We start from the raw sequence: 12887 nt of genomic DNA on the forward strand, positions 1-12887 counted from the left end.
CGCTGTTCGACAGACCCCGCCTCAGGGCCAGACAAGGCAATACGGCTGATGCCCCGCCTCATGAAGGCGGTGGCTGAAGTCCTGCCACTCGTGCAGCAGCTGGTACACGTTGAACGCATCCCGCGGTCCACCCCGGTCCGGCACCGTCGACCAGATGAACGCCGCCGCGCCGACCGCCTCCTCGCCTATGCCGCGCAGGGGGTCGACCACCGTCATCGGGAGCTTGACCACCGCGTAGTCGGGGTGCAGGACGACCAGTTCCAGGGGCGGGACCTTGTGGAGGGGGACGCCCTCTATGCCCGTCAGGACCATCGCCGCCATCGTCTCCGGCTTGATCTTGGTGAACATGCCGTTCATGCCGAGCTCGTCGCCGCCGAGTTCCTCGGGGCGCATCGAGATCGGGACGCGGGCCGCGGTCGCGCCGTCCGGCGCGCCGAAGTACTTGTACGTCACCCCCACCCGACCACCATTCCTGCTCCCCGCCCGGAGCTGCTCGACCCGGCGGTCGATCCGCCGGTCGATCTGCTCGGGCTCACCCGGTACACCCTGTGTCTGACGTGCCTCGGCAGCTTCCTCCGCCTCGCGTCGGTGCCTTCCCCGCCGGGCACGCCGAGGACCGAGGTCATCAGTCCCCTCGCCCAGTCCGCCACCGCGATGCATATCTCCACCCGACTGCTTTTCTAGGACGCGCAGGCCCCGCTGCGCAACCCGATCATCGTGTCAGTGACCTCCCCCACGGCCGCCCGCCGAAACGTGCGTTGAAACACCTGTCCGCAGGATCTTCGCAGTCCCTGAACAAGGCCCCGCAGACCTTGTCGTACATCTATACGTACGCCGAAGTCGTTTGAGCTGTGTGTATCAGGTCCCAGTTTCGCAGATCGAACCGGGCCGCGACTGTCCCCGCGGTCAGCAGCGGTGCCCGCTGCCGTGCGGTTCTGCTGGCCTACCCTGAGGAGGTCACAGCCAACCGGAGTCCGAGAAGGTCGGAGAAGTCGCTGGTCATGAGCGAACTGCCATATCCATACGAAGCACCCGTGTCGCAGGCGCTGTTCGACCGTGCGGCCGCCGTCACGCCCGGTGGCGTGAACTCACCGGTGCGCGCCTTCCGCGCCGTGGGCGGTACGCCCCGGTTCATGGTGTCCGGTCGTGGTCCGTACCTGACGGATGCCGATGGGCGGGAGTACGTCGATCTCGTCTGTTCGTGGGGTCCGATGATCCTCGGTCACTCGCACCCCGACGTCATCGCCGCCGTCCAGGACGCCGTCTCGCGAGGTACCTCCTTCGGTACGCCCGGTGAGGGCGAGGTCGCGCTCGCGGAGGAGATCGTCGGGCGGGTCGAGCCCGTGCAGCAGGTGCGGCTGGTCAGCAGCGGGACCGAGGCCACGATGAGCGCCATCCGGCTGGCCCGTGGGTTCACCCGGCGCTCCAAGGTGATCAAGTTCGCCGGGTGTTATCACGGTCACGTCGACTCGCTGCTGGCCGCGGCGGGCAGCGGCGTGGCCACGTTCGCCCTTCCCGACACCCCGGGTGTCACGGGTGCCCAGGCCGGCGACACCATCGTCCTGCCTTACAACGACCTCGAAGCCGTCAACGAGGCCTTCCACCGGCATCCCGGCGAGATCGCCTGTGTGATCACCGAGGCCTCGCCCGGCAACATGGGCGTCGTCCCGCCCCGGCCCGGCTTCAACCAGGGGCTGAAGGACGCCTGCTCCAAGAACGGCGCCCTGTTCATCTCCGACGAGGTCATGACCGGCTTCCGCACCAGCCGCGCCGGGTGGTACGGCATCGACGGCGTGCGGCCCGACCTCATGACCTTCGGCAAGGTCATGGGCGGTGGCTTCCCCGCCGCCGCCTTCGGCGGGCGCGCCGACGTCATGGCCCACCTCGCTCCCGCCGGGCCCGTCTACCAGGCCGGCACCCTCTCCGGGAACCCGATCGCCACCGCGGCCGGCCTCGCCCAGCTGCGCCTCCTCGACGACGCCGCCTACGACAAGGTCAACGCCGTGTCGGAGAGCATCCAGGGGCTCGTGACCGAGGCCCTGAGCAAGGAAGGCGTCGCGCACCGGCTGCAGAACGCCTCCAACATGTTCTCCGTCTTCTTCACGGACCGTGAGGTCCGCGACTACGAGGACGCCAAGAAGCAGGAGTCCTTCCGCTTCACGGCCTTCTTCCACTCGATGCTGGCGCAGGGCGTCTACCTCCCGCCCTCGTCCTTCGAGTCCTGGTTCGTGTCCACGGCCCACGACGAGCAGGCCGTACAGCGCATCGCCGACGCCCTCCCGGCGGCGGCCCGAGCAGCGGCGGAGGCAACCGCGTGAGCGAGAGCACCAACACGGCAGGCAGCGACGTCACCGTCATCCACCTCATGCGGCACGGAGAGGTCGCCAACCCGGACGGGATCCTCTACGGCCGCCTCGCCGGCTACCACCTGTCCGAGCTCGGCCGGCAGATGGCCGACCGGGTCGCCGAGCACCTCGCCCCGCGCGACATCACGTACGTCTGCTCCTCCCCGCTGGAGCGGGCGCAGGAGACGGCGACCCCCATCGCCAAGGCGCACGGGCTCGACCTCGCGAGCGACGAGCGGCTCATCGAGGCCGACAACATCTTCCAGGGGAAGACCTTCGGGGTGGGTGACGGAGCGCTGCGCAAGCCGGCGAACTGGAAGCACCTCATCAACCCGTTCAAGCCGTCCTGGGGCGAGCCGTACGTGGACATCGTCGTACGGATGATGCAGGCGCTGGACGCGGCGAAGGAGCAGGCGCGGGGGCACGAGGCCGTGCTCGTCAGCCACCAACTGCCCATCTGGATCGTGCGGTCGTACGCAGAGAAGCGGCGGCTGTGGCACGACCCGCGCAAGCGGCAGTGCACGCTCGCCTCGCTGACGACCTTCACGTACCAGGGCGACAAGCTCGTGTCCGTCGGCTACAGCGAGCCGGCCCGCGACCTCGTCCCGGCCCATCTGCTCGCGGGCGCCAAGCCGGTGAAGGGGAAGGACAAGGCCTTCGGCGCCTGAGGAATCCTCCAAGGGGGGCGCGAGACGCCCCTTTTGAGAGGCAAGAAATCCCCTTTGGGTTCCCATGACTCGCTTGTGACATTTGTTGCGAGATCCATGTGATCGAGAGGAACCTCCTGCTTCGTCATGTCCTCTGACTGGGTGACCGCCAGAGCACATGACGAATCGGGGTTGTTGGAATGCGCACTCGCAGCGCTCTCACTCGCAGGGGAATGCTCGGTCTCGGCGCGGGTGCCGCGGCCGCCGTCGGAATCTCGGGCTGCGGCACCCTCAAGCCGTCAGACGGGTCGACCCATGACTCGGGTTCCAAGGGGGGCGGATCCGGCAGCAAGAAGCACTCCGCGCGACCTCTCGGTGACGGCTCGACCTCCTACACCGGCAAGCAGCCCCACCAGCCCGCCAAGCCCGAGCCGTTGGAGCCGGGGCAGACCCCGCCGCAGTTCGTGATCTTCTCCTGGGACGGCGCCGGCGAGGTCGGCAACGGCCTCTTCCCGCGCTTCCTCGACCTCGCCAAGCAGCACGGCGCGTCCATGACCTTCTTCCTCTCCGGGCTCTACCTGCTGCCCGAGTCGAAGAAGCGGCTCTACAACCCGCCGAACAACCCGCGCGGCGCCTCCGACATCGGCTACCTCACCGACGAGCACGTCAAGGCCACGCTCACCAACGTCCACCGCGCCTGGCTCGAAGGGCACGAGATAGGCACCCACTTCAACGGCCACTTCTGCTCCGGCTACGGCACCGTCGGCAACTGGACGCCCGCGCAGTGGCGCAGCGAGATCCAGCAGGCCAAGGCCTTCGTGAAGGAGTGGCGGACCAACACCGGCTGGACCGACATGCCGTCCCTGCCCTTCGACTACGACAAGGAACTCGTCGGCGGCCGCACCCCCTGTCTGCTCGGCCAGAACAACCTGCTGCCCACCGCCAAGAGCCTCGGCTGGCGCTACGACGCCTCCTCGCCCGGCGGCCGCCAGGTCTGGCCCGACAAGAAGCAGGGCATCTGGGACCTGCCGCTGCAGCAGATACCGTTCCCCGGGCGCAGCTTCGAGGTCCTGTCGATGGACTACAACATGCTCGCCAACCAGTCGATCAACTCGACCCAGGCCCCCGCCTACAACTACCCGGGCTGGCGCACCCAGTCCGCACAGGCCTACATATCCGGCTTCAAGCGGGCATACGAGTCGAACCGGGCGCCCTTCTTCATAGGCAACCACTTCGAGCACTGGAACGGCGGCATCTACATGGACGCCGTGGAGCAGGCGTTCAAGCACATCGCGCAGGAGAAGGAGAAGGGCGCGGACGTACGGCTCGTCTCCTTCCGGCAGTTCGTCGACTGGATGGACGTACAGAAGCCGGAGGTGGTCGCCAAGCTGCGCACGCTCGAGGTCGGACAACAGCCGGTCGGTGGCTGGAAGGAGTTCCTGAAGGAGACTCCGTCGAGCTCTTCCTCGCCCACCGGGCAGGCCGCCTGAAATGCGGGTTTCGGGTGGCAAGGCTCCCGTAAGGGGGGTGCGCAAGATCCCCAGAACGGGCATGCGAAACTTTTCACATGAGTGCCGCCAGCCGCGCCCCCCTGCGCTCGAACCGCGCACGTCGACGTGCCGCCCTGACCACCGCCGGTGCCGCGGTCGCCGCGCTGCTGATGTCCGCCTGCTCGTCCGGAGGGACCTCCGGCGGAGGCGGTGACACCAACTTCGTCATGGGCAAGGACGGCATCTCCACCGCCAAGAAGGGGGAGCGGGCCCAGGCGCCCGACCTTTCCGGCAGGACCGTCGACGGCAAGCAGCTCGACGTCGCCGACTACAAGGGCAAGGTCGTCGTCCTGAACGTTTGGGGTTCCTGGTGCGCGCCCTGCCGCGCCGAGGCGCCCAACCTGGAGAAGGTCTACTCGGACCTCAAGTCCAAGGGCGTGCAGTTCGTCGGCATCAACACCCGCGACACCAGCACCCAGAACGCGGTCGCCTTCGAGAAGTCGTACGGCGTCACCTTCCCCAGCCTGTACGACCCCACGGGCAAGCTGATGCTCCGCTTCAAGAAGGGCACGCTCAACCCGCAGGCGGTTCCCTCCACGCTCGTCCTCGACCAGGAGGGCAGGATCGCCGCCCGCTCGCTGGCCGCGCTCAGCGAGGACAAGCTGCGCAAGATGATCTCTCCGGTCCTCGCGGAGAAGTGACGTGACCTCAGTCACCACGCTCGCCGCGACGGGCTACAACGACACGGTGCTCAACGGCGCCCTGCTGCTCGCCCTGCCCATCGCGCTGCTCGGCGGACTCGTCTCCTTCTTCTCGCCCTGCGTCCTGCCGCTCGTCCCCGGCTATCTGTCCTACGTCACCGGGGTCGCCGGCACCGACCTCGCCGAGGCCAAGCGCGGGCGGATGGTCGCGGGCGCCTCCCTCTTCGTGCTCGGCTTCACCGCCGTGTTCGTCTCCAGCGGGGCCCTGTTCGGCTTCTTCGGCGACACGCTCCAGGACAACAAGAGCATCCTGTCCAAGGCGCTGGGCGTGCTCATGATCCTCATGGGCGTCTTCTTCATGGGTCTGATGCCCTGGATGACCCAGCGCGAGTTCCGCTTCCACCGGAAGCCCGCCACCGGACTGGTCGGCGCCCCGTTTCTCGGCGCGCTGTTCGGCATCGGCTGGACCCCGTGCATCGGCCCGACCCTCGGCTCCGTACTGACCCTGTCCGCCCAGCAGTCGAGCGCGGGCCGCGGGGCCATACTGACCGTCGCCTACTGCCTCGGCCTCGGCGTACCCTTCGTGCTCGCCGCGGTCGCCTTCCGCAAGGCGCTCGGCGCCTTCGGCTGGGTCAAGCGCCACTACGTCTGGGTGATGCGGATCGGCGGCACGATGATGATCGTGACCGGTCTGCTGCTGCTGACCGGTGCGTGGGACCGCATCGTGCAGGACATGCAGTCCTGGTCCGCCGGCTTCACTGTGGGGATCTGATCGATGAGCAAGACCACCAGCACCGACACGCCCCCCGAGCGGGCCGACGAGGACCTCGGAGCCGCCGGCTCCCAGCTCTCCACGGCGCCCAAGGAGGACCTGCCGAACCTGCCCTCGCTGGGCGTCATCGGCTGGGCCCGCTGGTTCTGGCGGCAGCTCACCTCCATGCGGGTCGCGCTGCTGCTGCTCCTGCTGCTTTCGCTCGGTGCGATCCCCGGCTCGCTGATCCCGCAGTCCGGCATCGACGAGACGAAGGTCGCCGACTTCCGCAAGGCCCACACCTTCCTCGCGCCGGTCTACGACAAGCTGGGCCTCTTCCACGTCTACAGCTCGGTGTGGTTCTCCGCGATCTACATCCTGCTGTTCGTCTCCCTCATCGGCTGCATCATCCCGCGCACCTGGCAGTTCATCGGTCAGCTGCGCGGCCGCCCGCCGGGCGCCCCCAAGCGGCTGAACCGGCTGCCCGCCTACACGACCTGGCGCACCGAGACCGAGCCCGAGCAGGTCCGCGAGGCCGCGCTCGCCCTCCTCAAGAAGCGCCGCTTCCGCGCCCACCTCGCCGGTGACGCCGTCGCCGCCGAGAAGGGCTATCTGCGTGAGGTCGGCAACCTCGCCTTCCACATCGCCCTGATCGTGATGCTGATCGCCTTCGCCTGGGGCCAGCTCTTCAAGTCCGAGGGCAACAAGCTGATCGTCGAGGGGGACGGCTTCTCCAACACCCTCAGCCAGTACGACGACTTCAAGTCCGGCAACCTCTTCAGCAGCGACGACCTGGTGCCGTTCAGCTTCCACCTGAACAAGTTCACCGGCACCTACGAGATGAGCGGCCCCAACAAGGGCACCCCGCGCACCTACCAGGCGGGCCTCACCTACAGCCAGGGCGCCTACGGCAAGGGCCGCAAGACCCTCGTCAAGGTCAACGAGCCGCTGGAGATCGGCGACTCGAAGGTCTACCTCACCGCCCACGGCTACGCCCCCGTCATCACCGTCCGAGACGGCAGGGGCAATGTCGTCTACCGCGATGCCGTACCCCTCCTCCCGCTCGACTCCAACGTCACCTCCACCGGCGTGGTCAAGGTCCTCGACGGCTACAAGAACGCCAAGGGTGTCGGCGAGCAGATCGGCATCTCGGCGTTCCTCCTGCCGACCTACACCAAGGGCAGCGAGACGGCCTCCACCTTCCCGGCGCTGCTCAACCCGGTGCTGAACCTGACGCCGTACCACGGCGACCTCGGTGTCAACTCCGGTATCCCGCAGAGCGTGTACCAGCTGGACAAGTCGCACATGAAGGAGTTCAAGGACTCCAAGGGCGCCCAGCTCAGGGACAACCTCAAGCCCGGCCAGACCATGAAGCTCCCGAACGGCGCGGGCACCATCACCTACGAGACCACCAAGCAGTGGGCGAACTTCCAGGTCGTCCAGCAGCCCGGCACCGACTGGGCGCTCGCCGGCTCTCTCACCGCCATCTTCGGCCTCGCCGGCTCCCTGTTCATCCAGCGCCGCCGCGTCTGGGCGCGCGCGGTGGCCGGCCCCGACGGCGTCACCGTCGTCGAGATGGCCGGACTCGGCCGCAGCGAGTCCGCCAAGGTGCCCGAGGAACTCGGCGACCTCGCCGGAATCCTCTACGACCGGGCGCCGGGCGCGCCCGACCCCGACGAAGACGACAACACCACCCCCGACCCCCAAGTCGTACCTGCCGAAGGGGCTGAGAAGTGACTCTCGCCGCCGGAACCGAGTTGGCCACCGCGACCAACGAACACCTCGCGAACATCAGCAACACGCTGATCTACTCCGCGATGGCCGTCTACACCCTGGCCTTCTTCGCGTACATCGCCGAATGGATCTTCGGCAGTCGCAGCAGGATCGGCCGCACCGCCGCCGCGCTCACCGGCACCGGGGAGGGCAAGAAGGCCCCCGCCGTCACCGTGAAAAAGGCCGGCGCCACCGCCGTGCTCGAGCGGCCGAAGGTCGTGGTGCGGGCCGCGGCCGGTGCGCGTGACGTGCCCGACGGGCCCGGGGCGCACGGCGGGGACGAGAAGGGCGATCTCTACGGCCGTATCGCCGTGTCCCTCACCGTCGTCGCCTTTCTCGTCGAGCTCGGCGGGGTGCTCGCCCGCGCGGCCTCGGTGGAGCGGGCGCCGTGGGGCAACATGTACGAGTTCAACATCACCTTCTCCACCGTCGCCGTCGGTGTGTACCTCACGCTGCTCGCGCTGAAGAAGAACGTCCGCTGGCTCGGCCTGTTCCTGATCACGACGGTCCTCCTCGATCTCGGCATCGCCGTCACTGTCTTGTACACCGCCAGTGACCAGTTGGTTCCCGCCCTCCACTCGTACTGGCTGTACATCCACGTCTCGACCGCCATCCTGTGCGGTGCGGTCTTCTACGTGGGCGCCGTCGGCACGATCCTGTACCTGTTCAAGGACTCGTACGAGAGCAAGCTGGCGAGCGGCGGCAAGCCGGGCCAGTTCGCCACCTCGTTCCTGGAGCGGCTGCCCTCCTCGTCGACCCTCGACAAGTTCTCCTACCGGGTCAACGCGGCCGTCTTCCCGCTGTGGACGTTCACGATCATCGCGGGCGCGATCTGGGCCGAGTCGGCCTGGGGCCGCTACTGGGGCTGGGACCCGAAGGAGACCTGGGCGTTCATCACGTGGGTCGCGTACGCCTGCTACCTGCACGCCCGCGCCACGGCCGGCTGGAAGGGCCGCAAGGCCGCCTACCTGGCCCTCCTCGCCTTCGGCTGCTGGCTGTTCAACTACTACGGCGTCAACATCTTCGTCAGCGGCAAGCACTCGTACGCGGGCGTGTAGCCGCCACGTGCACAACCGCCTCCCGCGGGTCAGGCTGGTGTCATGACCGGTTCGATAGAACAGGGCGCCGGCCGGACCCACGGGAGCACGCACATCCTGCACTTCCTGGTGCGGATCCCCCGACCCATGGAGCAGGTCTGGGAGGCGGTCGCCACGCCGGAGGGGCTCGCGGAGTGGCTCACCGCCGCCGATGTCCTCGAACCCCGGCTCGGCGGCGCGGTCACCCTGCGTGACCTGGGCAGCGGCCGGGTCACCGCCTGGGACGTGGACCGGGTCGCCGAGTACACGCTGGACGACGGCGGCCGCGTCAGGTTCCACCTCGAGCGGGACGGGGAGGGCGGTACGACGCTCCGCTTCACCCGTGAGTTCCGGGGCGAGGAGGAGTCCGAGCCGCACTGGCGGTCCCGCTTCGAGCGGCTGATCAGTCGACGGTGATCGAGTCCAGCTTCGCCCGCAGGTACACGTGCGAATCGACGGGCTCGTACGCCACCCGCCCCACCGGCGCCGGCACGGACTCCACCAGCGTGCCCGGGGTGCACTCGCCGAAGTAGACGAGCGACATCAGCTCCTCGGCGGGCGCGTCGGCCGGGGGCGGGAGCACCCGGTGGCGGCCCGAGCGCCAGCGGTCGCCGGTCCAACGGGCCATCAGATCACCGATGTTGATCGTGAACGCGTCCGGGTCGAAGGGCGCGTCCTCCCAGCCGCCCTCGTCCGTGTAGACCTGCAGTCCGCCCTTGCCCGCCTGCCGGTCGAGGATCGTCACCGTCCCGAAGTCGGTGTGCGGGCCGATGCGGAACTGGCCCGGCTGCGGCTCCCCGATGACCTCGGTGCCCGGGTACCAGTTGATGTTGAAGCCGTACGTCGGGTGGTCCATGTGCCGGGAGAAGAAGTCCGGTTCGAGCCCGAGGGCATCGCCGAGCAGGGAGAGCAGCTGCTTCTCCAGCTCGCCCATTCGCTCCAGGTACTCCTCGCACAGCGTCTCCAGCTCCGGCACCTCGGCCGGCCACACGTTGGGGGCGTACCACTCCGCGTTGATCACCGGGTCCTCGAAGGGGTCGTGCGTCGCGAAGGTCAGCGACTCCTTCAGGTCCGGCGGGGTCTCGGTCCCCTCCGAGTAGCCGTTGGCCTCCGCGCCCGGCCCGAGCCAGCCGCGGCCGCCGACCTTCGCCTCGTACGGCTGCTTGACGTCGACGGGAAGCCGGAAGAAGGTCCGCGCGGCCTCACGGATCGCGGAACGCAGCCCCGGATCCACACCGTGGCCGGTGACCAGCAGGAATCCGGCGGTCTGCAGGGCCTCGTCGACGGTACGGGCGATGGCGGCGCGGGCCTGCTCGTCGCCCTCCGCCCAGGGCCGCAGATCGATGGTCGGGATACGGGGGTTACGCGGGTCACTCACCGATGTCCTCATTCCACAGGGCCGGATTGTTCTTGATGAAGTCGCGCATCAGCCCGATGCACTCGGGGTCGTCCAGCAGCACGATCTGCACGCCGTGCTCGGCCAGCCAGTCGTGGCCGCCGTGGAAGGTCGCCGCCTCGCCGACCACGACCCGGGAGATGCCGAACTGGCGGACCAGGCCGGAGCAGTACCAGCAGGGCGAGAGGGTGGTGACCATGGTCGTGCCGCGATACGAGCGCTGCCGTCCCGCCGCGCGGAACGCGGCCGTCTCCGCGTGCATCGAGGGGTCGTCGTCCTGGACGCGCCGGTTGTGGCCGCGGCCGAGGAGGGTGCCGTCGGCGCCGTAGAGCGCGGCGCCGATCGGGATGCCGCCCTCCGCGAGCCCGGCGCGGGCCTCCTCGACGGCGGTGGCGAGCCAGGTGTGTGCCGTCGCCTGATCCATGGGGTCCATGTCTTCACTCTCCTGTGGCCGAAACACGAGGGCAACGTGCGGAAAGTACTCTCCGGGCATCCCGCCGCCGGACGAACTGTCCACGCCCTGGAGGTGCCCGTGGCCGCACTCACCCTCCGCGAGGTCCTGGACCTCGATCCCGTACGGGCCTCCGAGCCCGTGCTGCTCGCCGGCGAGGGCGCCCTGGACCGTCCGGTGCGCTGGGTGCACTCCAGCGAGGTGTACGAGGGCGCCAACTTCCTGGACGGCGGGGAACTGCTGCTCACCAACGGGTTCGGCCTGACCGACGCCGACGAGGAGACCCGGCGCCGGTACGTGCGCGAACTGGCCGCGCGGGGTGCCGCCGGCCTGGCGGTCGAGGTGGGGCGGTCCCTGCCGCACATGCCCGCCGAGGTCGTCGACGAGGCCCGCCGGCTGGGGCTGCCGCTGCTGGCCATGCACCGGGTCGTGCCCTTCGTACGGATCACCGAGGCGGCCAACCGCGCGATCGTGGCGCGGGGGCTGTCCGGGCGGTCGGTCGTACGGCCGTGGGGCGACGACCACACGGCCGCGCTGCTGGCGGACCTGGCCGACCGGGCGGCGCTGAACCAGCCCGAGGTCGAGGCGCGCTCGGCCCTCGCCGGGTTCCATCCCGGGCCGGGGGCGCGGCTGATCGGGGTGTCGGTGCACGGGACGCGCGAGACGGGTGCCGTCGACCGGGCCGTACGGCTGCTGGGCGGGGCGGGGGTGCTGCGGGCCGCGTTCCCGGGGGATGTGCTGGCACTGATCACCCTGCCCGGCAGGGGTTCCGGCGCGGGTGACCCGATACGCGCCGTCCAGGAAGCCTTCCGTGCCGCCGCCGACCCCGGGCTCACCGTCGCCGTCGGGCATGCCGTGGACGCCGGGAGCGGGTGGCTGCGGTGGAGCGACACGTTGCGGGCGGCCCGTACGACGCTGGAGCTGGCGCTGACCGTGCCGGCGGCCGAACCGTCCGTCCCCGACGGCCCGTTGGTGACCTCCGCCCGCGCGCTCGCCCTGGAACGGGAGCTGACCCGCGGCGGCGTCGACACCAACCGCGACCGCCTCGCCCGGCTGGTGCAGCACACCCTGGGCCCGCTGCTGGCCTGGGAGGCGGCCCACCCCAGCGATCTCGTCCGCACCCTCGAGGTCCATCTGCGCCACGGCTGCTCCCCGACCCGCACCGCGGCCCTGCTGCACATCGGCCGGCAGTCGCTCTACCAGCGGCTGGAGCGCATCGAGTCGCTGCTCGGCCTGGAGATCGACGACCCCGACCTGCTGGGGGAGCTGCTGGCGGCGGCCTGTGCGCACCGGGTGGTGCGGGGGATGGGCACGGCTCAGGTACGGGGGCTGCGGACCGTCGCCTGAGCCGGGCGGAGGGTGACCCGGCTGGGGCCGTTGAAGGGGGCGTAGCACGTCACCGTCTGCGGAGTGCGCAGGACGTCGTCCTCGGCGAACAGCTTCCGCGCGGCTTCGACGGACACCTCACCGCAGGTCACGGGGGCGACGCGGTCGTAGAAGGCACGCGACGGCTCCGGCAGCGGCTCCCCGGGCTTGCCCTCGTCCTCGCCCCATACGTCCCACAGCAGCGTCTCCACCTTGTTCAGCGCCGCGAGGTCGAGCCGGATGTTGCCGGCCACGAACCGCTCGCCCCAGAACGGCCCTTCCTGAGGCGGGTGCAGCCCGAACGTCGTGGGGTCCGCCCCGCCGTCCCGGATGTCCCGCCAGGCCCGGCCCGCGACGAGGAAACGGTCGCGGGGTACGTCCATCGGGTCGAAGTCCGCGTTCCAATTGGCGGTGATGCGCGGGTCGGCGAGCTGGGCGTCCGCGAACAGCCAGCCGCGCTCCTCGTCCCAGTACTCGGTGACGACGTGGTCGTGGTGGAAGCCGTTCGAGGCGAAGTAGTCGGCGAAGCCGGAGCGGATGCGGGCCGGGATGCCGAAGTGGCGCAGGAACGAGCAGTGCAGGAGCGCGAAGTCCCGGCAGGTGCCGACGAAGCGGTCGCCGACTTCGCGCCGTCGGGAGAGCGGGGCGTCGTTCCGCTCGACGAGGATCCGCAGGATGTCGTCGATGTAGCGGGTCTCGGCGTCGTGGTGGAGGCGGTCGGTGGGGTGGGTGTGCCCGAAGAGCTCGCCCTCCACTCGGTGGATCAGCAAGTCGCGGACGATACGGGCGAGTCGGGCCGGATCGCGCGGTAAGTCGGTGTAGAGAAAGGCGAGTTCGCCGGGGTCGGAGAACACGCTCTGCGAGGCGTGGAAGTCGAGGGACACGGCGGGCC

Annotated in this window: 13 protein-coding genes; 9 read left to right on the forward strand and 4 right to left on the reverse strand. The window is 69.5% G+C overall.

The features are described 5' to 3' along the window. Nucleotides 1-21: 21 nt before the first annotated feature. Complete coding sequence (locus tag ACFY1L_RS06555; RefSeq protein ID WP_003974483.1) at nt 22-459, reverse strand: hypothetical protein; 438 nt, start codon at nt 457-459, stop codon at nt 22-24. Between the two features lie 542 nt (nt 460-1001). On the opposite strand from ACFY1L_RS06555, the gene hemL reads away from it, so the two are divergent. From hemL to ACFY1L_RS06595, 8 genes are all read left to right on the forward strand, one after another. After that, nucleotides 1002-2318, forward strand: coding sequence for a glutamate-1-semialdehyde 2,1-aminomutase (hemL, locus tag ACFY1L_RS06560; RefSeq protein ID WP_388819186.1), 1317 nt, complete (start codon nt 1002-1004; stop codon nt 2316-2318). Nucleotides 2319-2365: 47 nt separating this feature from the next. Continuing rightward, nucleotides 2366-3013, forward strand: a complete 648-nt coding sequence (locus tag ACFY1L_RS06565; RefSeq protein ID WP_388821102.1) for a histidine phosphatase family protein — start codon at nt 2366-2368, stop codon at nt 3011-3013. Between the two features lie 179 nt (nt 3014-3192). Then, nucleotides 3193-4482, forward strand: a complete 1290-nt coding sequence (locus ACFY1L_RS06570) for a hypothetical protein (RefSeq protein WP_388819189.1) — start codon at nt 3193-3195, stop codon at nt 4480-4482. Nucleotides 4483-4559: 77 nt separating this feature from the next. Continuing rightward, nucleotides 4560-5183, forward strand: coding sequence for a TlpA family protein disulfide reductase (locus ACFY1L_RS06575; protein WP_388819192.1), 624 nt, complete (start codon nt 4560-4562; stop codon nt 5181-5183). Between the two features lies 1 nt (nt 5184). Further along, nucleotides 5185-5955, forward strand: coding sequence for a cytochrome c biogenesis CcdA family protein (locus ACFY1L_RS06580; protein WP_388819195.1), 771 nt, complete (start codon nt 5185-5187; stop codon nt 5953-5955). A gap of 3 nt (nt 5956-5958) precedes the next feature. Further along, nucleotides 5959-7671 carry a cytochrome c biogenesis protein ResB gene (locus tag ACFY1L_RS06585; protein WP_388819198.1) on the forward strand — a complete coding sequence of 571 codons (1713 nt, stop codon included), beginning with the start codon at nt 5959-5961 and terminating at the stop codon, nt 7669-7671. After that, nucleotides 7668-8765: a c-type cytochrome biogenesis protein CcsB gene (ccsB, locus tag ACFY1L_RS06590; protein WP_388819201.1), complete on the forward strand. Its 1098-nt coding sequence runs from the start codon at nt 7668-7670 to the stop codon at nt 8763-8765. Before ACFY1L_RS06585 ends, ccsB begins: the two co-directional genes overlap by 4 nt. A gap of 42 nt (nt 8766-8807) precedes the next feature. Then, complete coding sequence (locus ACFY1L_RS06595) at nt 8808-9200, forward strand: SRPBCC family protein (protein ID WP_388819203.1); 393 nt, start codon at nt 8808-8810, stop codon at nt 9198-9200. Here the strand turns inward: ACFY1L_RS06595 and ACFY1L_RS06600 are convergent. Further along, nucleotides 9187-10161 carry an isopenicillin N synthase family dioxygenase gene (locus ACFY1L_RS06600; protein WP_388819206.1) on the reverse strand — a complete coding sequence of 325 codons (975 nt, stop codon included), beginning with the start codon at nt 10159-10161 and terminating at the stop codon, nt 9187-9189. The two genes, ACFY1L_RS06595 and ACFY1L_RS06600, sit on opposite strands and share 14 nt — an antisense overlap. Further along, nucleotides 10154-10612, reverse strand: coding sequence for a nucleoside deaminase (locus ACFY1L_RS06605; protein ID WP_388819209.1), 459 nt, complete (start codon nt 10610-10612; stop codon nt 10154-10156). The genes ACFY1L_RS06600 and ACFY1L_RS06605 overlap by 8 nt, the downstream gene beginning before the upstream one ends. Nucleotides 10613-10711: 99 nt before the next feature. Here ACFY1L_RS06605 and ACFY1L_RS06610 point away from each other — a divergent pair, with 99 nt between their 5' ends. Beyond that, a complete protein-coding gene (locus ACFY1L_RS06610) occupies nt 10712-11977 on the forward strand; it encodes a PucR family transcriptional regulator (RefSeq protein WP_388819212.1) in 1266 nt (421 codons plus the stop codon). Here ACFY1L_RS06610 and ACFY1L_RS06615 read toward each other — a convergent pair. Continuing rightward, the gene (locus ACFY1L_RS06615) at nt 11947-12879 is read right to left on the reverse strand and encodes a transglutaminase-like domain-containing protein (RefSeq protein WP_388819215.1); all 933 of its coding nucleotides are present in this window, start codon (nt 12877-12879) and stop codon (nt 11947-11949) included. The genes ACFY1L_RS06610 and ACFY1L_RS06615 overlap by 31 nt on opposite strands. Between the last annotated feature and the right edge of the window lie 8 nt (nt 12880-12887).

Origin of the sequence: Streptomyces sp. NPDC001663 (assembly GCF_042893105.1) — a bacterium.
Taxonomy (GTDB): domain Bacteria; phylum Actinomycetota; class Actinomycetes; order Streptomycetales; family Streptomycetaceae; genus Streptomyces.

Bases quoted from the DNA above. Each gene is read 5' to 3' on its own strand.
- hemL (WP_388819186.1), top strand. From the start codon at position 1,002: ATGAGCGAACTGCCATATCCATACGAAGCACCCGTGTCGCAGGCGCTG.
- ACFY1L_RS06605 (WP_388819209.1), bottom strand. From the start codon at position 10,612: ATGGACCCCATGGATCAGGCGACGGCACACACCTGGCTCGCCACCGCC.
- ACFY1L_RS06570 (WP_388819189.1), top strand. From the start codon at position 3,193: ATGCGCACTCGCAGCGCTCTCACTCGCAGGGGAATGCTCGGTCTCGGC.
- ACFY1L_RS06565 (WP_388821102.1), top strand. From the start codon at position 2,366: ATGCGGCACGGAGAGGTCGCCAACCCGGACGGGATCCTCTACGGCCGC.
- ACFY1L_RS06575 (WP_388819192.1), top strand. From the start codon at position 4,560: ATGAGTGCCGCCAGCCGCGCCCCCCTGCGCTCGAACCGCGCACGTCGA.
- ACFY1L_RS06595 (WP_388819203.1), top strand. From the start codon at position 8,808: ATGACCGGTTCGATAGAACAGGGCGCCGGCCGGACCCACGGGAGCACG.
- ACFY1L_RS06585 (WP_388819198.1), top strand. From the start codon at position 5,959: ATGAGCAAGACCACCAGCACCGACACGCCCCCCGAGCGGGCCGACGAG.